This is a genomic window from Kocuria arenosa (assembly GCF_042879215.1).
In the GTDB taxonomy this organism is placed as follows: Bacteria; Actinomycetota; Actinomycetes; order Actinomycetales; family Micrococcaceae; genus Kocuria; species Kocuria arenosa.
Genome location: NZ_JBHZTA010000001.1, coordinates 132539 through 156021 on the forward strand (window position 1 = coordinate 132539; position 23483 = coordinate 156021).

The 23483-nt window shown below is 73.0% G+C and carries 24 protein-coding genes and 1 pseudogene; 9 read left to right on the forward strand and 16 right to left on the reverse strand.

Translation table 11 applies throughout. From position 1 onward, the window contains the following. Positions 1–61 precede the first annotated feature (61 nt). On the reverse strand, positions 62–430 hold the full coding sequence (locus ACFYE3_RS00625; protein WP_387605783.1) for a DUF202 domain-containing protein: 369 nt from the start codon (positions 428–430) through the stop codon (positions 62–64). A gap of 1 nt (position 431) precedes the next feature. Then, on the reverse strand, positions 432–818 hold the full coding sequence (locus tag ACFYE3_RS00630; RefSeq protein ID WP_387605781.1) for a YidH family protein: 387 nt from the start codon (positions 816–818) through the stop codon (positions 432–434). A 126-nt stretch (positions 819–944) separates the two neighbouring features. Here ACFYE3_RS00630 and ACFYE3_RS00635 point away from each other — a divergent pair, with 126 nt between their 5' ends. Genes ACFYE3_RS00635 through ACFYE3_RS00645 form a run of 3 tightly spaced genes read left to right on the forward strand, consistent with a single transcriptional unit; the run spans position 945 to position 3691 of the window. Then, positions 945–1751 carry a carbon-nitrogen hydrolase family protein gene (locus tag ACFYE3_RS00635; protein ID WP_387605779.1) on the forward strand — a complete coding sequence of 269 codons (807 nt, stop codon included), beginning with the start codon at positions 945–947 and terminating at the stop codon, positions 1749–1751. Position 1752: 1 nt separating this feature from the next. Further along, complete coding sequence (locus ACFYE3_RS00640) at positions 1753–3300, forward strand: DUF2142 domain-containing protein (RefSeq protein ID WP_387605777.1); 1548 nt, start codon at positions 1753–1755, stop codon at positions 3298–3300. Between the two features lie 25 nt (positions 3301–3325). Next, a complete protein-coding gene (locus tag ACFYE3_RS00645) occupies positions 3326–3691 on the forward strand; it encodes a hypothetical protein (protein WP_387605774.1) in 366 nt (121 codons plus the stop codon). Positions 3692–3733: 42 nt separating this feature from the next. On the opposite strand, the gene ACFYE3_RS00650 is transcribed toward ACFYE3_RS00645, so the two are convergent. The 7 genes from ACFYE3_RS00650 to paaA all read right to left on the reverse strand — a co-directional run bounded on the left by ACFYE3_RS00650 (position 3734) and on the right by paaA (position 10617). Then, the gene (locus ACFYE3_RS00650) at positions 3734–5716 is read right to left on the reverse strand and encodes a M13 family metallopeptidase (RefSeq protein WP_387605772.1); all 1983 of its coding nucleotides are present in this window, start codon (positions 5714–5716) and stop codon (positions 3734–3736) included. Between the two features lie 124 nt (positions 5717–5840). Beyond that, on the reverse strand, positions 5841–6617 hold the full coding sequence (locus ACFYE3_RS00655) for an enoyl-CoA hydratase/isomerase family protein (RefSeq protein WP_387605769.1): 777 nt from the start codon (positions 6615–6617) through the stop codon (positions 5841–5843). A gap of 126 nt (positions 6618–6743) precedes the next feature. Next, positions 6744–7904: a 1,2-phenylacetyl-CoA epoxidase subunit PaaE gene (gene paaE / locus ACFYE3_RS00660; protein WP_387605768.1), complete on the reverse strand. Its 1161-nt coding sequence runs from the start codon at positions 7902–7904 to the stop codon at positions 6744–6746. After that, positions 7904–8449 (reverse strand): 1,2-phenylacetyl-CoA epoxidase subunit PaaD, encoded by a 546-nt coding sequence (gene paaD / locus ACFYE3_RS00665; RefSeq protein ID WP_387605767.1) that lies wholly within the window; start codon positions 8447–8449, stop codon positions 7904–7906. The genes paaE and paaD overlap by 1 nt, the downstream gene beginning before the upstream one ends. A 7-nt stretch (positions 8450–8456) precedes the next feature. Further along, positions 8457–9284 (reverse strand): 1,2-phenylacetyl-CoA epoxidase subunit PaaC, encoded by an 828-nt coding sequence (paaC, locus tag ACFYE3_RS00670; protein WP_387605765.1) that lies wholly within the window; start codon positions 9282–9284, stop codon positions 8457–8459. Continuing rightward, positions 9281–9598: a 1,2-phenylacetyl-CoA epoxidase subunit PaaB gene (gene paaB / locus ACFYE3_RS00675; RefSeq protein ID WP_017833090.1), complete on the reverse strand. Its 318-nt coding sequence runs from the start codon at positions 9596–9598 to the stop codon at positions 9281–9283. Before paaB ends, paaC begins: the two co-directional genes overlap by 4 nt. A gap of 2 nt (positions 9599–9600) precedes the next feature. Next, complete coding sequence (paaA, locus tag ACFYE3_RS00680) at positions 9601–10617, reverse strand: 1,2-phenylacetyl-CoA epoxidase subunit PaaA (RefSeq protein ID WP_387605762.1); 1017 nt, start codon at positions 10615–10617, stop codon at positions 9601–9603. Between the two features lie 211 nt (positions 10618–10828). Between paaA and paaI the strand changes: the two are divergent. The 3 genes and pseudogenes from paaI to ACFYE3_RS00695 form a co-directional block, all read left to right on the forward strand. Beyond that, positions 10829–11224 (forward strand): annotated as a pseudogene (gene paaI, locus ACFYE3_RS00685) (hydroxyphenylacetyl-CoA thioesterase PaaI); the annotation flags it as partial. Between the two features lie 109 nt (positions 11225–11333). Beyond that, complete coding sequence (locus ACFYE3_RS00690) at positions 11334–12677, forward strand: phenylacetate--CoA ligase family protein (RefSeq protein ID WP_387605759.1); 1344 nt, start codon at positions 11334–11336, stop codon at positions 12675–12677. 105 nt (positions 12678–12782) lie between these two features. Further along, positions 12783–13406 carry a TetR/AcrR family transcriptional regulator gene (locus ACFYE3_RS00695; protein ID WP_387605757.1) on the forward strand — a complete coding sequence of 208 codons (624 nt, stop codon included), beginning with the start codon at positions 12783–12785 and terminating at the stop codon, positions 13404–13406. A gap of 251 nt (positions 13407–13657) precedes the next feature. On the opposite strand, the gene paaZ is transcribed toward ACFYE3_RS00695, so the two are convergent. After that, the gene (gene paaZ / locus ACFYE3_RS00700; protein WP_387605754.1) at positions 13658–15748 is read right to left on the reverse strand and encodes a phenylacetic acid degradation bifunctional protein PaaZ; all 2091 of its coding nucleotides are present in this window, start codon (positions 15746–15748) and stop codon (positions 13658–13660) included. A 153-nt stretch (positions 15749–15901) separates the two neighbouring features. On the opposite strand from paaZ, the gene ACFYE3_RS00705 reads away from it, so the two are divergent. Next, on the forward strand, positions 15902–16339 hold the full coding sequence (locus tag ACFYE3_RS00705; protein ID WP_387605752.1) for a hotdog fold thioesterase: 438 nt from the start codon (positions 15902–15904) through the stop codon (positions 16337–16339). 24 nt (positions 16340–16363) lie between these two features. On the opposite strand, the gene ACFYE3_RS00710 is transcribed toward ACFYE3_RS00705, so the two are convergent. The 4 genes from ACFYE3_RS00710 to ACFYE3_RS00725 form a co-directional block, all read right to left on the reverse strand. Further along, positions 16364–17074, reverse strand: coding sequence for a tyrosine-protein phosphatase (locus tag ACFYE3_RS00710; protein WP_387605750.1), 711 nt, complete (start codon positions 17072–17074; stop codon positions 16364–16366). A 144-nt stretch (positions 17075–17218) separates the two neighbouring features. Continuing rightward, on the reverse strand, positions 17219–18088 hold the full coding sequence (locus tag ACFYE3_RS00715; RefSeq protein WP_387605749.1) for a 3-hydroxyacyl-CoA dehydrogenase family protein: 870 nt from the start codon (positions 18086–18088) through the stop codon (positions 17219–17221). A 13-nt stretch (positions 18089–18101) separates the two neighbouring features. Continuing rightward, positions 18102–18887 (reverse strand): enoyl-CoA hydratase/isomerase family protein, encoded by a 786-nt coding sequence (locus ACFYE3_RS00720; protein ID WP_387605746.1) that lies wholly within the window; start codon positions 18885–18887, stop codon positions 18102–18104. Next, a complete protein-coding gene (locus ACFYE3_RS00725) occupies positions 18887–20095 on the reverse strand; it encodes a thiolase family protein (RefSeq protein ID WP_387605744.1) in 1209 nt (402 codons plus the stop codon). Before ACFYE3_RS00725 ends, ACFYE3_RS00720 begins: the two co-directional genes overlap by 1 nt. Before the next feature lie 359 nt (positions 20096–20454). On the opposite strand from ACFYE3_RS00725, the gene ACFYE3_RS00730 reads away from it, so the two are divergent. After that, the gene (locus ACFYE3_RS00730) at positions 20455–20835 is read left to right on the forward strand and encodes a DUF1622 domain-containing protein (RefSeq protein WP_387605741.1); all 381 of its coding nucleotides are present in this window, start codon (positions 20455–20457) and stop codon (positions 20833–20835) included. Between the two features lie 24 nt (positions 20836–20859). Here the strand turns inward: ACFYE3_RS00730 and ACFYE3_RS00735 are convergent, their stop codons facing one another. After that, positions 20860–21132 carry a hypothetical protein gene (locus tag ACFYE3_RS00735; RefSeq protein WP_387605740.1) on the reverse strand — a complete coding sequence of 91 codons (273 nt, stop codon included), beginning with the start codon at positions 21130–21132 and terminating at the stop codon, positions 20860–20862. A gap of 109 nt (positions 21133–21241) precedes the next feature. After that, on the reverse strand, positions 21242–22555 hold the full coding sequence (locus tag ACFYE3_RS00740) for a condensation domain-containing protein (RefSeq protein ID WP_387605738.1): 1314 nt from the start codon (positions 22553–22555) through the stop codon (positions 21242–21244). An 88-nt stretch (positions 22556–22643) separates the two neighbouring features. Between ACFYE3_RS00740 and ACFYE3_RS00750 the strand changes: the two genes are divergently transcribed. Then, positions 22644–23447, forward strand: coding sequence for an alpha/beta fold hydrolase (locus ACFYE3_RS00750; protein WP_449274652.1), 804 nt, complete (start codon positions 22644–22646; stop codon positions 23445–23447). Positions 23448–23483: the final 36 nt, after the last annotated feature.

The window sequence follows — 23483 nt, forward strand, 5'->3', positions numbered from 1 at the left end:
GCGACCGGCGCGCCTCGAGGACACGTGGTCGTTGCAACCTCGCGGGCTGGGGAGGTGGGGCTCAGACGAGGATCAGCACCACCCAGATGCCGAGGCCGCCGAGGGCGAGCACCGCGCCCGACGTGGCCAGCACGGCGCCGACCTCCGGCTCGGTGCCCTCCTCGACGATGCCGCGGGCGCTGCGGACGTAGCGGGGCCGCTGCGTGAGGTAGATCGCCGCCGCCGTGAGGACGGCCAGGCCGAACATCACCAGCACGAACGGCCCGTGGTGCGGCAGCCAGCGCAGGAAGACCGCGGAGACCACCACGAAGGACATCAGGGTCCGGCCCCACGCCATCGTGGTCCGCTCCGGCTGCAGCCCGGGGTCCCCGTGCGGCGGCCGCGGGGGAGCCGGCGGCCCCGGCGGGGGGCCGGGCCGCGGGCGCGGCATCTCAGCCCTGCAGGACGACGACGACGAGCACTCCCGCCGCGATCGCCCCGCCCACCGCGAGCACCGGTGCGATCAGGGGCAGGGGCAGCGGGGCCTGGCGCCGCATGCTCCGCTCCACCCCGATCCAGCGGAACGTGGCGCCCGCGCTGAGGAGCATGCTCAGCACCAGCAGGACGATCGCGAGGAACTTCCGCACGCCGTCGTCGAACAGGTCCGCGGTGAACGCCTCGATGGCGATCCCGCCGGCCAGGAACGCGAGCGCGGTCCGGATCCAGGCGAGGAACGTGCGCTCGTTGGCCAGCGTGAACCGGGGATCGGGAGCGACCCCGCCGCCGAGCACGCGCTCGGACAGCCGGCGTCGCCCCGGCGTCTCGGACTGCTCGCCCATCGCCTGCCCTTCGCTCGCGCGGTCGTCCCACGACCCATCCTGTCACGGGCAGCGCCGCGAGCGAGGGGGCACGGGCCGGTCGCGGATACAGTGGGAGCTCCAGCCGCGACCCCGAGGAGGACACCCGTGAAGATCGCCGTCGGACAGTTCGCACCCACCGCCGACACGGCCGAGAACCTGCGGACCATGCGCCGGCTGGCCGAGCAGGCCGCGGCCGGCGCGGTGCAGCTGGTGGTGTTCCCGGAGGAGGCCATGTTCTCCGAGCAGCTCCTCGGGGAGGACTTCGAGGACCTGGTGCTGCGCGGCTGGTCGGGTTTCGTCCAGCAGCTGTCCTTCCTGGCCGCGGAGACGGGTGTCGCGGTGATCGCGGGCGGCTACGAGGGCTCCGCCGACGGACGCCCCTACAACACGCTCGTGGCCGTGGACGCGCAGGGCGCGATCCTCGGCACCTACCGCAAGCTCCACCTCTACGACGCTTTCAGCCACCGGGAGTCCGACCGGATCCGCCCGGGGGACAAGGGCGTCACGGTGGTGCGGATCGGGGAGCTCGCGGTCGGCATGATCACCTGCTACGACCTGCGCTTCCCCGAGATCTGCCGCGCCGTGGTCGACGCCGGCGCGGAGCTGCTCACCGTGCCCGCCGCCTGGTTCGCGGGTGAGCACAAGGTGGACCACTGGCAGGCGCTGCTCAAGGCCCGCGCCATCGAGAACACCGTCTGGGTCGCGGCCGCGGACACCTGCTCCGAGCACACGGTGGGCCGCTCCGCGGTCCTCGACCCGCTCGGCGTGGTGGTCGCCGAGGCCGGGGAGGACGAGACCGTGCTGACCGCCGACGTCACGCGTGAGCGCATCGCCGAGGTCCGGGAGACCGTGCCCGTGCTCGCCAACCGCCGCTTCGGCGCCGCGGAGCTGCTGCCCGCGGACGAGGGCTGAGGTGGCCACCGCTGTCCTGGCGCCCGACCGGGCCCCCGAGGACGTCCTCGGCCCGAGCCCCCGCCCGGGTCTGCGCCCCCGCACCGTGGTGGCCCTGTTCACGGGCCTGTCCCTGCTCTTCGGGGCGGTCTTCGCCGCCGTGGTGCCGGCGGCATGGGGCCCGGACGAGAGCTCCCACTTCAAGCGCGCCTACCAGGTCTCCCAGGGAGGTCTCGCCCCCGAACGGCTCCCGGACGACGGCCCCTACCCGGTCTACGGCGGGTCCGTCCCCGTCGCCGCGGCGGAGCTGATGACCGGCCACGGCGGGCCGCCCAGGACCAAGGAGCGCGGCTCCGACCCCCTGTTCGTCCCGTCCGAGGCCCGTGACCGGGCGCTCGCGGCGCCGCTGGGGGACGAGCACGTGCAGACCTCGTTCTCCAACACCGCGGCGTACTCGCCCGTGCCCTACCTGCCCTCGGCCCTCGGGGCGCGCATCGCCACCGCCGCGGACCTCGGCGTGGGCAGCACCTGGGCCCTGATGCGGGTCCTGCAGGTTCTCTCCTACACGGCGGTGGTCGCCGTGGGGCTCTGGGCCCTGCGCCGCACCCGCTTCCTGTGGGCGGGGTTCTGCGTGGCCCTGGTGCCCACCGCGCTCTACCAGTCGGCGGTGATCTCCGCCGACTCCGTCACCAACGCCGTGGTGTTCACGTTCATCGCACTCGTGCTGCGGGCCACGGTGCTGAACCGCTCCGAGGAGCCGCTCTCCCGGTTCGAGCTGGGAGCGGTGCTCGTGGGCGCGTGCGTCCTGCCGCTGATGAAACCCACCTATGTCATCCTCTCCCTGCTGCTGCTGGCGGTCCCGCTGCGGCGGTATCCGCTGCCCCGCCGCGCCGACGGGCGGCCGGTGGCCGCCGCGCTGGTGCTCACCGCCTGCCTGCTGCTGACCCTGCTGGGCTTCGCGGTGTGGATGTCGCTGGCCGCCGGCACGACCGAGGCGATGGGCATCCTCCGCGGCCCGGAGGAGCGGCACATGGTGCGCCCCGACGACCAGCTGGCCTTCGTGCTCAGCGAGCCGGTCGCCGTCCTGGGCGTGGCGGCGCGGACGATCCTGACCCTGGACTGGCAGTACGCGGCGGGCGTCGTGGGGCAGATGGGCTACGGGCCGGGCGGGAACATCAACGGACCGTTCGTGGGCGCGGTGTGCTGGTTCGTCGCCGTGGGCGCGGCCTTCCTCCACGGGCCCCGCGGCCGGGCGTCGCGCCGGGTCGTCGTCTGGTTCGCGGTGGTGCTGCTGCTCAACGTCGCGGCCATCTTCGGGACGCTGTACCTGAGCTTCGCCCCCGTGCAGTCCGGGATCGTCAACGGGGTGCAGGGCCGCTACTTCGTCCCGCTCGCCCTGCTGCTGCTGGGGACGCTCGTCCCGCTGGTGAGCGCACGACTCCCCACCACCCCGCAGGCGTTGCGCAGGGTGGACACGACCGTGCTCGTGCTCGTGCCGCTCTCGGCCGCGCTGGCCGTGGCCGGCTACGCCACCGTGGTCCACGTCACGGGCCACTACGCGCTGCCCTGACCGATCACCGACCCTGGAGGACCCCGTGGACGACCGATCCGACGACACCCCGCGCCCGGGCGGCCCCTCCGGACCGCCCCCGGGCCCCACAGCGCCGTGGGACCCGGGGGCGTGGCAGCCGGTCCCGCCGTGGCTCGCGGACCGGTACGCCAGAGGCCGCAGCCATGCCGAGACCGCGCTGATCCTCGGCATCCTCGGGGTGGTGCTGCTGCCGGTGCTGGCGCCGTTCGCGATCTGGCAGGCGCGCGAGGCCGAGAAGCTGGGCGTCCCGGCGACGGCCGGCCGGGTGCTCGGCTGGGTGGGCACCGTGCTGCTCGGGGTCTTCCTGGTGTTCCTCGTGCTGTGGCTGGTGGCCGCCGCGTTCCTCCTCGGCTCCGGCGGGGGCGGCTGAGCCCGGTGGCCGGGACCTGCCCCCGGCCACCGGGCGCCGAGGTCACCAGATGCTGACGCGCTCCACCTCGGGCAGCCACAGCGCGTCCGACTCCACGACCTCGAACGCCTCGTAGAAGGCGGGGACGTTGCGGACCACCTGGTTCGCCCGGAACTCGTTGGGGGAGTGCGGGTCGGTGGCGATGCGGTGGCGCAGCGCCTCGTCACGGGACTTCTGCTGCCACACGTAGGCCCAGGACAGGAAGAGCCGCTGCTCGGGGCTGTAGCCGTCGATCAGCTCCCCGGGGCCGAAGGCGCTGCCGGTCTCCCGGGACATCCGCCACGCCTTGTGGGCGATGGTGAGTCCGCCCAGGTCCCCGATGTTCTCGCCCAGGGTGAGCTCGCCGTTGACGTGCGTGCCCTCGTCCTCCAGCTGCTCCGGGACCAGGCGGTCGTACTGGCGCACCAGCTCCGCCGTGCGCTCCTCGAAGGCCTGCCGGTCGGCGTCGGTCCACCAGTTGCGCAGCCGGCCGTCGCCGTCGCACGTCGAGCCCTTGTCGTCGAAGCCGTGGCCGATCTCGTGGCCGATCACGGAGCCGATCGCGCCGTAGTTCACGGCGTCGTCGGCGTCCTCGTCGAAGAACGGGGGCTGCAGGATCGCGGCCGGGAAGACGATCTCGTTGCGCAGCGGGTGGTAGTAGGCGTTGACCGTCTGCGGGGTCATGAGCCACTCGTGCTTCTCCACCGGGTGGCCGGCCTTGCGGACCAGCTCGGCGAGCCGGAACTCCGTGGTGCGGATCCGGTTGCCCACGAGGTCCTCGGGGCTGATCCGCAGGGAGGAGTAGTCCTTCCACTGCTCCGGGTAGCCGATCTTCGGGGTGAACTGGGAGAGCTTCTTCAGCGCCTCCTGGCGGGTCTGCTCCGTCATCCAGTCCAGGCCCGTGATCGAGACGCGGTAGGCCTCCAGGAGGTTGGCCACGAGCTCGTCCATCCGCTCCTTGGCGGTGGGGGAGAAGTGCGCCGCGACGTAGAGCTCGCCCACGGCCTCGCCGAGGACCCCGTTGACGAGCTCGACCCCGCGCTTCCAGCGGTCCTTGAGCCGCGGGGTCCCCGAGAGCACGGTGCCGTAGAACGCGAAGTCCTCCTCGACGAACGCGGAGGACAGGTAGGAGGCGCGCGCGGAGACCAGGTGCCAGCGGGCCCAGGAACGCCACGCCGGCAGCAGGTCGTCGACGAGCAGCTCCTCGACCCCGGTGAAGAAGGACGGCTGGGCGTTGACCACGGTGCGCAGCGCCGTCCCGGGCAGCTCCGCGCCCTCGGCCAGGAGCCTCCAGTCGAGGACCGTGCCGGAGGCCGCGAGCTCCTCGAAGCTCATGGGGTTGTACATCTTGGTGAGATCGCGGACCGTGACCTTGTCCCAGTGCCGGGAGGCGATCCGCGTCTCGAGCTCCACCACCGCGCGGGCCTGCTCCTCGGCGTCCTCGAACCCGGCCAGGGACAGCATGGTCCGCACGTGTTCCAGGTACTTCCCGCGGATCGCGGCGTGCTGGTCGTCCCGGTAGTACTCCTCGTCGGGCAGGCCCAGCCCCGACTGCCCCACGAACACGAGCTGGCGCTCGGGGTCGCCCGGGTCGGCGTCGACGTCCACGCCGACGAGCCCGCCCGCACCGCGCCGGATCATCCGGCCCAGGTGGCGGACCAGCCCGGGCACGTCCGCCACGGCGTCGACCTCCGCGAGGTCGGGGGCGAGGGGGGTGGCGCCGAGCGCCTCGATCCGCTCCTCGTCCATGAAGGACGCGTAGAGGTTCGCGATCTTGGACTCGACCGCCTCGGGGTCCCCGGCCCGGGCCCGGGTGATGAGCTCGCGCACGGCGGCCTCCGCCTGGTCCCGCAGCTCGATGAACGCGCCCACGGACGGCTTGTCGTCGGGGATCTCGGTCCGGCGCTGCCACGTGCCGTTGACGTGGCGGTAGAGGTCGTCCTGGGGGCGGACGGAGCGGTCGAAGCCGGAGAGGTCGAACACCGAAGAGGTCACCGTAGATGTCATGCCCACCACGTTAACCGGCTCCGGGGGGAGCGGGCAGGCTGTTCCCCGACCGCTTAACCCCGCTCGCCCCGCGGCCGTGCCGGGCTCGTCCCGGGGCCGTCCCCGGTGGGGCCGTCCTCCCGGGTCAGCCCCGGCCGCCGGTGAACCGCGGCGGGCGCTTCTGCTGGAACGCGGCGAAGCCCTCGGCGTAGTCGGCGCTGCGGCACAGCTCGCCCTGCACCCGGTTCTCGTTCTCCACGGACTCCCAGAGCCCCAGGCGCTCGTCGCGGATCTGGGCCACGAGCTCGCGGGAGGCGAGGAACGCGCCCGTCGCCCCCTCCGCCACGGCCGCGGCCTTGGCCCGGGTGAGCTCGAGCAGCTCGTCGGCGGGCACCGAGCGGCTGAACAGCCCGGAGCGCACGGCCTCCTGTCCGCTCATCAGCTCGGCCGTGTAGATGAGGTCCAGGGTCCGGTGGGCGCCGAGCCGCTCGGTGAACAGGGCGTGCCCGCCCGAGTCGAGGGTCGCCCCCAGACTGGCGAACGGGGAACCGATCTTCGCGCTGTCCGCGACGTAGACCACGTCCGTGGCGATTGCGAGGCCGAGCCCCACGCCCAGGCACGGGCCCTGCACGGCGGCGAACGTCGGGGCCGGGAACCGGGTCATGGCGCGCAGCAGCGGGGTGACCTTCCCGGCCAGGTAGCCGTGGGCGTCGTCGGTCGCGGGATCCACAGCGGAGATGTCGCGGCCGGCGCAGAAGCCGCGGCCCTCGCCGCGCAGCACGAGGGCCCGGACGCCGGCCCTCCCGGCCTCGGCGTAGGCGTCGCCCAGCTCGGCGAGCGCGGCCTCGTCCAGGGCGTTCATCCTCCCGGGCGCGTTCAGCACCACTTCGGCCACGGATCCGTCGATGGTCAGGTCGATCACTGCTGCTCCTCGGTGAGGTCGGGGACTGGGAGGTCGGGACCCGGTGCGGGGACCGCGGTCGGGGCCCGGGTCGGGACGGCCCGGGGCCCGGCACCGCTCAGGTGCCGGGCCCCGGGACCGCGCGGCTCAGGCGTCGAAGTCGACGACGAGCTGCCCGGAGGTGGGACGGGTCTGGCAGGTGAGCACGTAGCCCTTCTCGATCTCGTCCTTCTCGAGGGCGTAGTTCTCCTCCATCACGAACTCCCCGGAGACGACCTTCGCGCGGCAGGTGCCGCACACCCCGCCGGCGCACGCGAACGGGACGTCGGGGCGGACCCGCAGGGCCGCGTTGAGGACCGTCTCCTGGGCGTTCTTCGGGGACTCGATCGAGGAGGAGAGCCCGTCCAGGTTGAACGTGATGTCGTAGCTCTCGCCCGAGGGGTCCGCCGGGACCACGCGTCCCTGCTGGCCCTGGGGTGCCTCGGGGCGGCCGGTGCTGAACAGCTCGAAGCGGATCCTGTCCTCCGGCACGCCGCGCTCCGCGAGGGTGTCCCGGCACAGCTGGACGAGCTCGAAGGGCCCGCACAGGAACCACTCGTCCGTCCGGTCCACCTGGAGCACCTCGTCCAGGATGTCCTTGAGCTTGTCGGCGTCGATCCGCCCGGACATCAGCGGGCTGATCCGCTGCTCGCGGGAGAGCACGTGGTGGATCGCCAGGCGGGACGGGTACTTGTCCTTGAGGTCCCCGAGCTCCTCGGCGAACATCACCTCCATGGCGGAGCGGTTGGCGTAGACGAGGTCGAACGTGGAGGACTCCGAGGCGCGCAGCACGGCCTTGGCGATCGCCATGATCGGGGTGATCCCGGAGCCCGCGGCGAAGGCCACGAGGTGCACCGACGCGTTCTTCGCGACCTCCTCGGCGGCGAGCCTCTCGGGGTCGTTCATGCTCGTGAGCCCGAGCTTGGAGGTGAACGCGCCCTGCGGGTTCATGACGTCGAGCGTGTCGCCGGCCTTCAGGGACTCGTTGGCCCACGTGGAGAAGACCCCGCCGAGGTCCTGCTTGATCGCCACCCGGATCTCGCCCGGCCGGGGCTCCGCGCAGATCGAGTAGGACCGGCGGACCTCCTGCCCGTCGATGTGTGCGCGCAGCGCCACGTACTGCCCGGGCAGGTAGTCGTAGTCGTCCACGAGCTCCGGGGGCACCGCGAAGGCGACCTCCACGGAGTCCGCGGTGAGCTTGCGGACCTGGGAGACCTCGAGGGTGTTGAACGTGGCTCGGCGCCGGGCCGGGGCGGTGATCTCGGTCATCAGTGCACCTTGAAGTAGTCGAAGGGTTCCAGGCACTCGTTGCAGACGTGGAGCGCCTTGCAGGCGGTGGACCCGAAGCGGGTCAGCTCGCGGGTGTTCAGGGAGTGGCAGCGCGGGCACTTGACGGTGAGCCCCAGCCGGACGGGACCGGCAGCGGCCCGGCCGCTGGGCGGGGCGATGCCGTACTCGTCGAGCTTGCGCTTGCCCTCGTCGCTCATCCAGTCCGTGGTCCACGCGAGCTGCAGCACGAGGTCGACCCGCACGTCGTCGTAGCCCTGCGCGTTGAGCGCCCGGGTGACGTCCGTGGTGATGGTCTCCATCGCGGGGCACCCGGAGTAGGTCGGGGTGATGACGACGACGGCGCGCCCGCCCTCGACCCGGGCGTCCCGCAGGATGCCGAGGTCGGCGATGGAGAGCACGGGGACCTCCGGGTCGTTCACCGTGGCGGCGACGTCCCAGACGCGGCCGGCGGCCTCGTCCCGGGGCCGCAGCTCCCGGCCGGTCACCTGCGTGGTGCCCGCCTGCTCGGAGTCGGTCATCGCCATCGCCTCTTCACCAGGTGGCGCCGGGGTGCTGGCGGGCCAGCACCTGCATCTCGGCGAGGATGTGGCCGCGCTGCTCGCTGAACTGCCCCGAGCGGTCCCCGCCGTAGGCGCCCAGGACCTTGGGAACGGACAGCCCCGCCTCGTCGAGGATCGCCGTGATCCGCCGGTCGAAGTCGGCGCGCAGGGAGGACGGGCGCACGGCGGCGTCCCCCAGGGACTCGACGAGCTCGTCGTCGTGGAACAGCTCGTCCACGTAGGGCCACATGTAGTACAGGCCGGCCTGGACGCGGCGCTTGGACTCCTCCGTGCCGAGGCCCAGGCGCAGGATCCACTGGCTCGCGTGGTCCTGGTGGTACTCGACCTCCTTGAGGGCCTTGTCCGCGATGGCGGCGAGCGTCGGGTCGGTGGAGCGGACCAGGCGGCGGTAGAGCTCGTACTGGTAGTAGGAGAAGATCAGCTGCCGGGCGATGGTCTGCCCGAAGTCGCCGTTCTCCTGCTCCACGAGGCGGCAGGAGCGGAACTGCTCCTCGTCGCGGAAGTAGGCGAGGTCGTCCTCGGTCTTCCCCCACGCGGTGCCCGCGTAGGTGAGGAGGAAGCGGGCGTGCCCGAGCAGGTCCAGGGCGATGTTCGCCAGCGCGATGTCCTCCTCGAGCTCCGGGGCCCGGGCGATCCACCAGCCGAGGCGCTGGGCGAGCATCAGGGCGTCGTCGCCCAGGGACAGGGCGTAGCGGGCCACGTCCTCGGGGGCCTTCGCGCCGCCGGCCTGGATGTCCTCCGCGGTGATCGCGTCGCCCGCGCTGATCCTGGTGGCGGACTCGTGGGATGCGTAGCTCACAGGTGCTTCACCCCTTCGCTCTTGGTGTAGTACGTGGCGTGGCGGTAGCTCTTGCCCTGCGCGGACTCGAAGAACCCGCCCTTGGAGTCGGGGTCCGAGGCGGTGATGGCCGCGGAGGGCACGACCCACACGGAGGTCCCCTCGTTGCGGCGGGTGTAGAGGTCCCGGGCGTTGCGCACGGCCATCGTGGCGTCCGGGGCGTGCAGGGACCCGGCGTGGACGTGGGAGAGTCCGCGCGAGGACCGCACGAACACCTCCCACAGGGGCCACTCGTCCGAGGGCGCGCCGATCGGGCTCACGGTGTTCTCGCTCATGCTCAGGCTCCGATGAGTTCGGCGGAGGCGCGCTCCGCGGCGGTCTTGCGGGCGTAGGCGGCGGCGGCCTCGCGGACCCAGGCGCCGTCCTCGTGCGCCGTGCGGCGGCGCTGCATGCGCTGGAGGTTGCACGGGCCCCGGCCGCCGACGACGGCCTTGAACTCGTCCCAGTCCAGCGGTCCGTAGTCGTAGTGGCCGCGATCCTCGTTCCACTTGAGGTCCGGGTCCGGCAGCGTCAGGTCCAGCGCCGCGGCCTGCTCCACGATCATGTCCACGAAGCGCTGGCGCAGCTCGTCGTTGGAGAAGCGCTTGATGTTCCACGCCATGGACTGCTTCGAGTTGGGCGAGTCGTCGTCCGGGGGGCCGAACATCTGCAGGGAGGGGCCGTAGAAGCGGTTCACGGCGTCCTGGGCCATCTGCTTCTGGGCGGGCGTGCCGTGGGAGAGCTCGTAGAGGATCTCCCAGCCCTGGCGCTGGTGGAAGGACTCCTCCTTGCAGATCCGGACCATGGCCCGGCCGTAGGGGCCGTAGGAGGCCCGGCACAGCGGGACCTGGTTGGCGATCGCCGCGCCGTCCACGAGCCAGCCGATGGCGCCCATGTCGGCCCAGGTGCGCGCGGGGTAGTTGAAGATCGAGGAGTACTTGGCCCGGCCGTCCAGCAGCTGCTGGTTGAGCTCGGAGCGGGGGGTGCCCAGGGTCTCGGCGGCGGAGTAGAGGTACAGTCCGTGGCCGGCCTCGTCCTGCACCTTGGCCATGAGGATGGCCTTGCGCTTGAGGGACGGCGCCCGGGAGATCCAGTTGCCCTCCGGCTGCATGCCGATGATCTCGGAGTGGGCGTGCTGCGAGACCTGGCGGACCAGCGTCTTGCGGTAGGCCGCGGGCATCCAGTCGCGCGGCTCGACCCGGGAGTCCTCGGCGATGATGCGGTCGAAGTGCTCCTCGCCCGCGCGGTCCAGTTCGGCCTGCTCGGCCGCGTCCGCGGCGGGCACGGCGTGGAGGCCGGTGTTCTGCGTAGTCATGGTGTCCCTCTTCCGACGAGATGGTGCCGCGGGGCGGGAGGGCCGCACGCGACTAACTGACCGTTCGTTCAGAATATAAGTCCACGGGGACGGCGTCAACAGCTCGTCCCCAGGGGCTGTCCGGAGATCCTTCGAGGCGGCGCGGGTTGACACGGGCGGCGGAGTGGGATTGTCTACTGAACATTCGGTCGTGAACTGTGAGGAGAGTTACATGTCCCAGGGCCATCCGATCCTCGCGGGGGACCACACCTCGCGATGGATGGGCATCACCGTGGACCGTGCCGACTACGGCCACGCCCAGATCCGCATGACGCTGCGGGAGGAGATGCTCAACGGGTTCGGCATCGCCCACGGCGGCATGGTCTTCGCCTTCGCGGACACCTGCTTCGCCCTCGCCTGCAACGACCCCGCCGGTGACGGCAGCACCATCACGGTGGCCGCAGGGGTGGACATCAACTTCCTCGCCTCGGCCCGCCGCGGGCAGGAGCTCACCGCCGTGGGGACCGTGCGCGCCCAGGCGGGACGCAGCGGTGTCTACGACATCCAGGTCCTGGCCGACGGCCGGCTCATCGCCGAGTTCCGGGGCCGCAGCCGCACGATCCCGAACCCCGCCCGCCGCGCGGCGCCGCCCGCGGAGCGGCCGGCCGGCGATCCGGCCGCGCAGCCCGTCCTGCAGTCCGCCCCGCCGTCCGCCCCGCAGCCCGAGGAAGTCTGACATGACCGAGTGCTCCGTCCCCAGCCCCTACACCCCCGCACCCGCCCCCGCGGACCGGTCGCAGCCGGACCCCGAGGAGACGATGAGCCGGGACCAGGTCGAGTCCCTGCAGGTCGAGCGGCTGCGCTGGACCCTGCACCACGCCTACGAGAACGTTCCCGCCTACACCGAGCTCTTCGACGGCCACGGAGTGCACCCCGGCGACTTCAAGGAGCTCGAGGACCTCCGGCTCTTCCCGTACACGGACAAGGAGTTCCTGCGGAAGGCGTACCCGTTCAAGTCCCTCGCGGTGCCGATGAGCGAGATCCGGCGGATCCACGCCTCCTCCGGCACCACCGGGCAGCCCACCGTGGTGGCCTACACCCAGAGCGACATCGACACCTGGGCGGGCCTCGTGGCCCGCTGCTTCCGGATCTCGGGCGTGCGGCCCGGCGACAAGGTGCACAACGCCTACGGCTACGGGCTGTTCACGGGCGGGCTCGGCGCCCACTACGGCGCCGAGCGCCTGGGCTGCGCCGTCATCCCGATGTCCGGCGGACAGACCGAGAAGCAGGTCCAGATGATCCGGGACTTCGAGCCCGAGGCCATCCTCTCGACCCCCACCTACCTGCTGACCATCGCCGACGGCTTCAAGAAGCTCGGCCTGGACCCGCGCGAGACGTCGCTGCGCACCGCGGTGCTCGGGGCGGAGCCCTGGACCGAGCAGATGCGCCGCGAGATCGAGACGGCCTTCGACGTGGACGCGTGCGACATCTACGGACTCTCGGAGGTCATGGGCCCCGGTGTGGCCGGGGAGTCCGCCGCCTCCAAGGACGGCTCCCACATCTGGGAGGACCACTTCCGCCCCGAGATCATCGACCCGTTCACGGACGAGGTCCAGGAGACCGGCCGGCCCGGTGAGCTCGTGTTCACGGCGCTCACCAAGGAGGCCCTGCCGATCATCCGCTACCGCACCCACGACCTGACCCGCCTGCTGCCCGGCACGGACCGGCCCGGGCACCGGCGGATGGGCCGGATCACGGGCCGCTCCGACGACATGATCATCCTGCGCGGGGTCAACCTGTTCCCCTCCCAGATCGAGGAGCTCGCCCTGCAGGTGCCGGAGCTGAGCCCGCACTTCACGCTCGAGATCACCCGCCCGCACCGGATGGACCAGATGACCATCAACATCGAGCGGCGCGAGCAGGTGACCGTCGAGGCCGCCGAGGCCGGCGGCCAGAAGCTCCTGCACGCCATCAAGACGAAGATCGGCTCCTCCGCCTCGATCCGGATCGCCGAGCCGGGAACCCTCGCCCGCTCCTCCGGCAAGCTGCGCCGCGTCTACGACCACCGCAAGGACGCGTGACGTCCGCGCGCCGACCCGTGCCGCGACCGGCCCCCGAGACCGCTCGGGGGCTCGTCGCGTCATAAGATCGTTGTCCTGCCCGTCCCCATCGAGATCGAGGTCCCCATGACGCACGCACCGGCGCCCGCTCCTCCGGACAGCGCGGCCCCGCGCCGTGGCCGGCCCGGCTACGACCGCGAGACGCTGCTCGACGTGTGCGTGGAGGTCTTCAACGTCCACGGCTACGACGCCACGTCGATGGGCACTCTCTCCAAGCACCTGGGGATCTCCAAGTCCGCGATCTACCACCACGTGGAGTCCAAGGAGGAGATCCTCGAGCAGGCGCTGAACCGGGCCCTCGACGCGCTCGAGGAGGTCCTGGCCACCGCCGAACGGACGGAGGCCCCGGCGGTCGAGCGGCTCGAGCAGGTGATCCGCGGGACCGTGCACGTGCTCGTGGAGCAGATGCCGTACGTGACCCTGCTGCTGCGGCTGCGGGGCAACTCGGAGGTCGAGACGCAGGCGCTCGAGCGCCGCCGCACGGTCACCCGCCGGGTCGGCGCGCTCATCGAGCAGGCCCAGGAGGAGGGCGACCTGCGCCGCGACCTCAGCGCCCGCTCCGCCTCGCGGCTGCTCCTGGGCATGATCAACTCCATCGTCGACTGGTACCGGCCGGACCCGGACAAGACCGACGACGGGCTGGCCGACACCGTGGTCGCCCTCGCCTTCTCGGGGCTGCGGGCCCCCTGACCCGTCGGCCGGCCGTTCCGCCGAGTCCCGGCGGTCCCTCCCCCCGATGTCCGCCGAGTCCCCAGGTTCCCTGCAGCCTCTCTGCCGAGTCCCCACGATGCACGCAATCCCCCACGCCGGCGCGTGGGGGATTGCGTGCATCGTGGGGACTCGGCAGCCCGGAGCCTGCCCCGGGTGGGGACTCGGCAGCCCGGAGCCTGCCCCGGGTGGGGACTCGGCGGTCCGGGGCGGGTCCCGCCCGGGTCAGCCGCTCAGGCGGTGGGCCAGGTCTTCGCGACCAGGGTCAGCACGTCGTAAGTCGCGACGATCTCGTCGTGCTGGTTGTGCAGGATCGCGTCCCAGCAGACCTCGCCGTACTCGTCGGTCACCCGCGGGGTGATCTGCTTGGCGGTGAGGGTCACGCGGATGTGGTCGTCGTAGGTCACCGGCGTGATGAAGCGCAGGTTCTCCAGCCCGTAGTTCGCCAGGACGGGGCCGGGGGCCGGCTCCACGAACAGCCCGGCCGCCCAGGAGACGAGCAGGTAGCCGTGGGCCACCCGGCGCGGGAAGAACGGGTTGGCCGTGGCGGCCTCCTCGTCGGTGTGTGCGTAGAAGGTGTCGCCGGTCTTCTCGGCGAACTCGGTGATGTCCTCGAGGGTCACGGTGCGCAGCTCGGAGGCGAACTGGTCGCCGATCCGCAGGGTCTCCAGGGACTTGCGGAACGGGTGCTCGCCGGTGCCGTTCTCGACCGCCTCACGGGTCACGGTGTTCGCCGCGGCGCCCCGGTGCCACACGCCGGTCACGGCCGTGAGGATGTCCGGGGGGCCCTGGATGGCCGTGCGCTGCATGTAGTGCTTGACGCCGCGCACGCCGCCCAGCTCCTCGCCGCCGCCGGCGCGGCCGGGGCCGCCGTGGACCAGGTGCGGCATGGGGGAGCCGTGGCCGGTCGAGGTCCTGGCGTCCTGGCGGTTGAGGAAGTGCACCCGCCCGTGGTGCGAGCCGATGCCCGCCGTGAACCGGGCGGCGGTCGCGCCGTCGTTCGTGCACACGGTCGCCACGAGCGAGCCGCCGCCGAGCGCGGCGAGCCGCACGGCGTCGTCGACGTCGGTGTAGCCCAGCACGGAGGTCACGGGGCCGAAGGCCTCGACGAAGTGCACCTCCGGGGTGTCCGGGTCGTCGAAGGACAGCACCGTGACGGGGAAGAACGCGCCCGCCCCGGTGTCCGCGTCACCGACGGACGCGTCCGGGCCGCCCAGTCGGACGGTGCCGCCGGCGGCGACCAGGCGCTCCACGGCCTTGCGCACCTCGCTCTGCTGCTCCTTGGAGGCCAGGGCGCCCATGGTGACGCCCTCGGTGCGGGGGTCGCCGATGACCACGCGCTGCTGCACGCGCTCGGCGACGGCCGCCACGACGTCCTCCACGCGGTCCTGCGGGACGATGACGCGGCGGATGGCCGTGCACTTCTGCCCGGCCTTGGACGTGATCTCGACGAACACCGCCTTCACGAACGCCTCGAACTCCGGGGTCTCCGGGGTGGCGTCGGGGCCCAGGATCGCCGCGTTGAGGGAGTCCGTCTCGGCGGTGAAGCGCACTCCTCCGTTGATGACGTTGTCGTGGTGGCGCAGCGACTGCGCGGTGCCGGCGGAGCCGGTGAAGGCCACGTGGTCGCGGTAGTCCAGGTGGTCGAGCAGGTCCCGGGCGGAGCCGGAGACCAGCTGGAGGGAGCCCTCGGGGAGGATGCCGGAGTCGAGCATGAGACGCACGCAGGCGGCCGTGACGTAGCCGGTCGGCGTGGCCGGCTTGACCAGGGTCGGCATGCCGGCGATGAAGGCGGGGGCGAACTTCTCGAGCATGCCCCACACCGGGAAGTTGAACGCGTTGATCTGCACGGCGACGCCGGGCATGCGGGTGTAGATGTGCTCGCCCAGGAAGGACCCGTCCTTGGAGAGCTGCTCCACCGCGCCGTCCACGATGACGTTGGCGTTGGGCAGCTCCCGCCGGCCCTTGGAGGAGAACGTGAAGAGGGTGCCGATGCCGCCGTCCACGTCGAAGAAGTGGTCCTTCAGGGTGGCGCCCGTCGAGTAGGAGACGTCGTAGAGCTCCTGCTTGTGCTCGGTGAGGTGCTGGGCGAGCTCCTTGAGCTTGAGCGCCCGCTCGTGGATGGTGAGCTCCCCGAGCGAACGCTGGCCCACGGTCCGGCCGTGGTCCACGGCGGAGGCGATGTCGATGCCGTCCGTGGACACGCGCGCCACCACCTCGCCTGTCGAGGCGTCGGCCACCTCCGTGACCTTCTGCGGGTTCTCCGGCGTCCACCACCGGCCCCGCAGGTAGCTGGGGAGGATGGTCTGGGTCTGTGCTGCCACGGTGCGTGGTCCTTTCGCTCGGGTGCCTGCGGGCGGTCCGCTGCCCGCATCCTGACCGATCGTTCGGTATTATGACCACGATAACCTACGTCACACCTCAGGACCACTGCCCCACGGTGGTCCTGTCACGCCGCCGAGCTCCCGAGGAGTGCCATGATCACGACCGAGACCCACGAGCCCTGGCGCATCGTCCTGGGCGAGCTCGACGAGAAGATGGGCGTCACCGTCCTGGAGGAGTCGGCGGAGCGCGTGGTCGCCTCCATGCCCGTCGAGGGCAACCGTCAGTCGCTGGGCCTGCTCCACGGCGGTGCCATGGTGGCCCTCGGCGAGGCCGTGGGCTCCTGGGCCGCGGTGATCCACGCGTCCACGATGGGCAAGGTCGCCGTGGGCGTGGACGTCAACGCCACCCACCACCGGTCCTCCCGCACGGGCACCGTGACCGCCACGGCCACCGCTCTCCAGCTCGGCCGCTCCCTCACGTGCCACGAGGTGGTCGTCGAGCACGAGGACGGCACCCGGCTGTGCACCGTGCGGATCACGAACTTCCTCAAGGAGAGGCCGCAGCAGGCCGGGAACCCGGCCGAGAGCTAGGCGGGAGACAGGCCGGGGAACGGGTCAGGACGGGCGGTCGAGCCGCCGGCGCAGAGAGGCCAGCTCCTCGGGCGCCAGCCCGGCGTCCACGAGCCAGCGCTCGGCGTCGAACTCGGCCAGCAGCTCCTCGAGGGCCGCGCGGCGCTCCGCGAGCAGCGCGGCGAGCTCGTGCTCGGGGTGATGGCGCTCGACCGGGTGGGGGACGGGCGAGACGCGGTGCCACTCGTTGATCCCGCGCGCGGCGGCCTCGTCCTCCGCGACGAGACGCTCCGGGGGCGCTCCGGCCAGTCCGAGGAGCAGCAGCGCGAGCACCCCGGTGCGGTCGCGGCCGGCCGAGCAGTGCACCACCACGGCGCCCTCGGCGGTCGCCACCGCCCGCACCGCCTCGGCGAGGAGGCCCGGGAACAGCCGCAGGTAGTCGCGGTAGCCGCGCGGATGGTTGAGGTAGGGCGTGCCCACCAGCGGGAACTGCGGATGGGCGGGGTCCTCGGTGGGGCGGTGCAGCACCGTGATGCCGGCGCGGGCGGCCGGCTCGTCCACGGGATCCGTGGGCCGGCGCTGCCGCTCGTCCGCGTTGCGCAGGTCCACGACCGTGCGCACGCCGTCCGCCGCGGCGGCACGCCAGCCCGCGGGGCTCAGCCGCTCGGAGCGGCCCATCCGCCACACGTCGCCCGCCAGGCGCCGCGCGTTGAGTGCACCGTCCCACGTGGCGGGGGTCCCGGGCTGTGCATGCATGCCCCCACGATAGGACCCGCGTCCGACGGCGCGCCCCTCCACCTCACCCCCCGACAAGAACCCACAGGCCCTGCCCGAGACGCCGGCACTGTTCATGCGGTCTCGGGCGGAACCGGTGAGGTCGGGGGCAGGAAGGGGCGGCTGCTACTGGTCGTAGGTGAAGAAGCCCTTGCCGGCCTTGCGGCCCAGCTCGCCCCGGGCCACCATGTCCCGCATCAGCTGCGGGGGGGCGAAGCGCGGGCCGAGCTCCGACTCGAGGTACTCCGCGATGCCCAGGCGCACGTCCAGGCCCACGATGTCCGTCAGGGCCAGCGGGCCGACCGGGAACTTGTAGCCCAGCACCATGGCGCTGTCGATGTCGGCGGGAGAGGCCACACCCTCCTCGACCATGCGGATGGCCTCGAGGGCGATCGCCACGCCCAGTCGCGACGAGGCGAAGCCGGGGGCGTCGTTGACGACCACCGGGGTCTTGCCGAGGCCCTCGACCCACTGCACCGAGAGCCGCTTGAGCTCCTCGCCGGTGTGCTTCGAGTTCACGACCTCCACGAGCTTCGAGGCCGGCACGGGGTTGAAGAAGTGCAGCCCGCAGAACCGCTCGGGGCGTCCCAGCTGCTCGGCCAGCCCGTCCACGGACAGCGAGGACGTGTTGGTGGCCAGCCACGCGGTCGCGGCCAGCTGGCGCTCGACCTCCTGCAGGGCCGAGACCTTCAGGTCCCACACCTCGGGCACCGCCTCGACGACGAGCTCGCACGGGACGAAGTCGGCGTGGTCGAGGGAGACGGTGAGGTTCTCGGACCACTCGTCCAGGTTGCCGTCCACGCTCCCGCGCTCCAGGGACTTGGCCAGGTCCCGCTCGATCCGCTCCCGCGCGGCCTCCGCGGCCTGTCCGTCCCGCTCCACCACGGTCACCTCCGCCCCGGCGAGCAGGAAGGCGTGGGCGATGCCCGCGCCCATGCGGCCTCCGCCCAGGACGCCGACGACGGCGGGAACGGCCAGTGCGTGCTTCTCGGTCATGGTCGGGATGCTCCTACTTCTTGTGCTTCTTGCGGTCCAGGAAGGACTGCATGCGGTCGAACTTCGCCTGCGACTCGAAGAGCACGGCCTGGGCCAGCTCGTCGATGTGCGGGTGGGCGGCCGGCGGGGCCGCGAAGACCCGCTTGGAGATCCGCACGGCCAGGGGGTCCTGGGCGCCGATCCGGTCGGCGAGCGCGTGCGCGGCGCCGACGAGCTGCGCGGGCTCGTGCAGCTCGGTGACCAGGTGCAGGGCCAGGGCCTCGTCCGCGTCGAGGATCCGGCCGGCGAGCAGGATGTCCAGGGCGATCGCCTCGCCGACCAGCTCCTTGAGCCGCCACAGGCCGCCGGCGGCGGCGATGATCCCCAGGTTGGTCTCGGGCTGGCCGATCTTCAGCTGCGGGGTGGCGATGCGGAAGTCCGCGGCGTAGGCGAGCTCCGCGCCGCCGCCCAGGGCGTAGCCGTCGACCGCGGCGATCACGGGCATGGGCAGCTTGTGGATCCGGTCGAAGATCCGCGAGTTGATCCCGGCCAGGGCGTCGTCGCGGCGGCGCTCGCGCAGCTGGGCGATGTCGGCGCCGGAGGCGAAGACTCCCTTGCCGTTCACCTCGGTGCCCGAGAGGATCAGGATCTTGGGGTGCCGCTCGAGGTGGCCGCACACGGTGTGCAGCTCCTCGACCATGGTCGCGTCGATGGCGTTGCGCACGGCGGGACGGTCCAGGACCACGTGCAGGCGGTCCTCGCGCTCCTCGAGCCGCAGGGCGGTGAACTCCGCGCCGAGGATCTCGCTGGGGCCGACCATCAGAGCTTCTCCACGAGCATCGCAGTGCCCTGGCCGACGCCCACGCACATGGTGGCGAGGCCGCGGTCCGCGCCCTCGCGCTCCATCCGGCCCAGCAGCGTCACGACCAGCCGGGAGCCGGAGGAGCCGAGCGGGTGGCCGAGCGCGATCGCGCCGCCGTCGTTGTTGACGATCCCGGCGTCGAGGCCGAGGCGGCGGATGCAGGCGAGGGACTGGCTGGCGAACGCCTCGTTGAGCTCGACCGCCCCGAGGTCGCCGATGCCCCACCCGGTGCGCTCGAGCACCTTCTGCGTGGCGGGGACGGGCCCGAGGCCCATGATCTCCGGGGCCACGCCGGCGGAGGCGCCGTCGACGATCCGCGCCCGGGGGGTCAGCCCGTACTTCTCGGCGGCGCGCTCGGAGACCACGAGGATCGCCGAGGCGCCGTCGTTGAGCGTCGAGGAGTTGCCGGCGGTGACGACCGTCCCGTGGTCGACCACCGGGCGCAGCCTGGCGAGCACCTCGGCGGTGGTGCCGGGGCGGGGGCCCTCGTCGGTGTCGACGACGGTCGTCGCACCCTTGCGGCCCTTGACGGTCACCGGGACGATCTCAGGGGCGAAGCGCCCGGCGTCGATCGCGGCGATGGCCCTCTCGTGGGAGGCCGCGGCGAACGCGTCGGCGTCCTCGCGCGAGATCTTGTCGACGATCGCGACCTCCTCGGCCGTCTCCGGCATCGAGTAGGTCATCTTGTCGTGCTTCTTGAACTCGGGGTTGGTGAAGCGCCAGCCGATGGAGGTGTCGAAGACGTCGCCGGGCTTGGCGAAGCCCTTGGCCGGCTTCTCCATGACCCAGGGGGCGCGGGACATCGACTCCACCCCGCCGGCGACGACGATGTCCGCGGCCCCGGCCTTGATCATGTGCGAGGCCATGATGATGGCGGACAGCCCGGAGGCGCACAGGCGGTTGACGGTGATGCCGGGGACGGTGTCGGGGAAGCCGGCGAGCAGCCAGGCCATGCGGGCGACGTTGCGGTTCTCCTCGCCGGCGCCGTTGGCGTTGCCGAGGATCACCTCGTCGACGTCGTGCGGGTCGATCCCGGCGTCGGTCACTGCGCGGCCGACGACGAGGGCGGCGAGATCGTCGGGGCGCACACCGGAGAGTGCGCCGCCGTACCGGCCCACGGGGGTGCGGGCGCCGCCGACGAGGAGGGCCTGAGGGATGGAGGGCATGGAAGGAACTCCTGTCGCGACGGGAAGCGGCCGACATCCGGGCGTCGTCGCCCGACTTTACTGACCGATCGTTCATCAAACCATCCCACGCGTGCGCCCGTGGGGTCAACAGAGCACGCCGCCACGAAGGACCGTGGCCGGCTCCACGCATCGAGATCCTGGCCCACGGTGACCTTCCGGGACCAGCGGACCAGCGGCAGAACGGCCGACCCGGACGGCACGAGAACGAGGAGGGCGGCACGTGGGAGACCGCGCCCCAGGAGGTCGTCGCCGCCGGATGACGTCGGAGCCGTGAGATCCTGGCGTCCTCATCACAGACTCGAGCCGGCGCGTCCCGCCGGGGTCACCGGAGGTGCAGGATGTCGTTCCAGGAGTCCATGGAGCTCGTCGGAGAGGCCGTCGACGTCGCCGGCGTCGTCGCCATCGTCATCGGGACGGTGGTCGCGACCCTCCTGGCCGGGCGGGACCTGCTGGGGCGCCGGGGCGGGGAGCGCGACACCTACGAGAGCTACCGGCAGCGGCTGGGCCGCTCGATCCTCCTGGGCCTGGAGCTGCTCGTGGCCGCGGACATCATCAAGACCGTCGCCATCACCCCCACGTTCGAGTCGGTGGGGGTGCTGGCGCTCATCGTGCTCGTGCGCACCTTCCTCAGCTGGTCCCTCGAGCTCGAGATCAGCGGGCGGTGGCCGTGGCAGAAGGCGCACGAGAAATCCGCGCCCCTGCCCGAGCGGACCGTGTAGGCCCGCCGGGTCCCGGCCGGGCGCTCAGGCCTCGGGCGGGTACTCCTCCGGGCGCAGGTCCCGGCTGCACGGCACCCGGTGGCCGGGCACGAGCTGGTTGGCGGCCCTCGCCAGGGTGTCCCGGTCCCGGGGCGGCAGGTACAGGGCGTGGTGCAGGTAGGCGTCGAGCTCCAGCTCCCCGACCTCCCCGCCCAGGTGGACGTACCGCAGCCACAGGTCGCGCCCACCCAGCCCGGTGCTCGTCAGCGCGGTGCGGATCAACCTGGCCTGCGTCCTGGCGATCGTCCGATCGTCCATCTGACCCCTTCTGCCCGCTGCCACCAGGATAGTCGGGGGACCGGGACGGAGGCAGCTCGCGCGGGCACGCGGACCGAGGACCCGTGGGCGTCCGGGGCCGCGGGACGGGCTACCCGCGGTGCGGCTCCGGGCACGCGTGCGCGCGCAGCCCCGCGCCGACGGCGGACAGCCACGCCGCCACCGACGAGCGGGCCTCCTCGGTGCCCGGGTGGCGGGCGCGCAGGTGCAGGCCTCCCTCGCCCACCACGAACCACACCTGCACCCCGGTGGTCGGCGCCGACGCGGAGATGTGCTGTGCCCGCAGCTCGGGCGCCAGGGCCGCGGGCAGCCGCCGGTAGTCGAGGTAGGACAGCATGAACATGCCCGGCGGGACGGGCAGGCCGCCGTGGGGCCGCAGGATCGGCTCCAGGGCGTGCGAGCCCAGCTCCAGCGCCTCGCGCACGGCGGCGCGGCAGGCCTGCGGATCGGGGTCCGAGCACTCGAGCACCGCATTGGTGATGAACCAGCCCACGGCGTCGCGCCAGCGCGGTGCGGTGCGGCTGTGCACGGGCAGGACCGCGCGCAGGGGCCGGCCGGCCAGCTCGGCGGTCGCCCGCGTCAGCACCGAGACCACCAGGACCAGCAGCCGGACGTGGAGCGCGTCCGCGCGGGCCTCCAGACGGGCCAGGCCCTCGGCGTCGAGGACGTCGTGCGTGGTCACCGTCTCGGGCGCCGGGGCGCCGAGGTCGCCCAGGGGCAGGGGGAAGACGGGCAGGGCGCCGTCGCCGTCCGCGAGGATCCGCTCCCAGCGCCGCACGACCTGCGGCGGGGCCGGGGGACCCGCGGCGAGCTCCCGCGTGTGCTCGGCGAAGGACGCCGCCGGCGCCCGGCCCGCACCGGGTGGGCGCCCGGCGCGGACGTCGTCCAGCCCGTCGAGCAGGTCCCGGGCGAGCAGGGGCAGGGACCAGGCGTCCACGTGGGCGTGGTCGGCCGCGAGCACGACGACGACGGGCCCGGCCGCGGGCTCGATCAGGCACAGCCGGTGCGAGGGCCGGGCCAGCGGGGAGCAGGCGGCGTCGGCCACTGCCCGCAGGGCCGCCCGCGTTCCGGCGGGGCCGACCTCGTGCCGGGTCCACACGGGGTGCACGGCGTCGGCGATCTCGTGCAGCCGGACGCGGCCGTCGTCGTCGGCGGAGAAGACGGTGCGCAGCGTGTGGTGCCGTCGCACGACACCGGCCCAGGCCTCGCCCAGCTCAGTGGAGCTCACCGGATCGGTGAGCTCCACGGCCACGGCCATCCAGGACCCCGGACGGGGACCGGCGCCCACGTGCAGGCCCTGGTCGAAGGACACCGGCAGCGGCCGGCCGGAGTCCGTGGCGGGGACCGTGCAGCTGGACAGGCGGCCCTCGGGCAGCCGGGCGTGCGTGATGCTGGTCAGCCGCATGCGCACCTCCTGATCGGGCCGGGACGGTCCGGCCGCCGAGGACGCGCCCGGCCCACCGGTGGTCACAATCTACGCGTACCGTGGCGGCATGCCGACGCTCGAGCTCCCCCGCTGCCGCCTGACCTACGACGTGACCGGCGCCGGCCCGCCGGTCGTCCAGCTGCACGGGCTGCTGTCCGACCAGGCCGCCAACACCGCCGGCGGCCTGGACCTGGCCTCCGCGCTGAGCGGGCACCGCACGGTGCGCTACGACGCCCGCGGCCACGGCCGCTCCGCGGCGGAGCCCGTGGCCGAGGACTGGGCCTGGCCACGGCTGGCCGAGGACCTGCTGCACCTGCTGGACGTCGTGGCGCCCGGTGAACCGGTGCACGGCATCGGCCCGTCCATGGGGGCGGCCACGCTCCTGCACGCCGCCCTGGCCGAGCCCCGGCGGTTCCGCTCGCTCACGCTCTGCGTGCCGTCGACGGCCTGGGCCTCGCGCCGCGACCAGGCGGGGGCGTACCGGCGGAGCGCGGACCTGGTGGAGCGCCACGGCCTCGAGGCCTACCTCCGGGCCGGGCGGGCCGCGGTCCGGCCGCCCGCGGTGGCGGACCGCCCGGCGCACCCACCGCGCGTCGACCCCGGTCTGCTGCCCGCCGTGCTGCGCGGGGCGGCCGGCACCGACCTCCCGCCGGTCGACGAGCTGTCGCGGATCGGCGTCCCGGCCCTCGTGCTGGCCTGGTCCGACGACGCCACCCACCCGCTGTCCACGGCCGAGGCGCTGCGCGCGGCCCTGCCCGGCGACGGCCTGCACGTGGCCGGCACGCCCGCCGAGCTGGCCGAGTGGCCGCGCCGGTGCGCCGCCTTCGTGCGGGCGGTGGAGGCGGGCCGGCAGGCCGGTCCGGCCGTCTGAGCCGCACGGCCCCCCCCGGGGGGGCCGTGCTCCGTC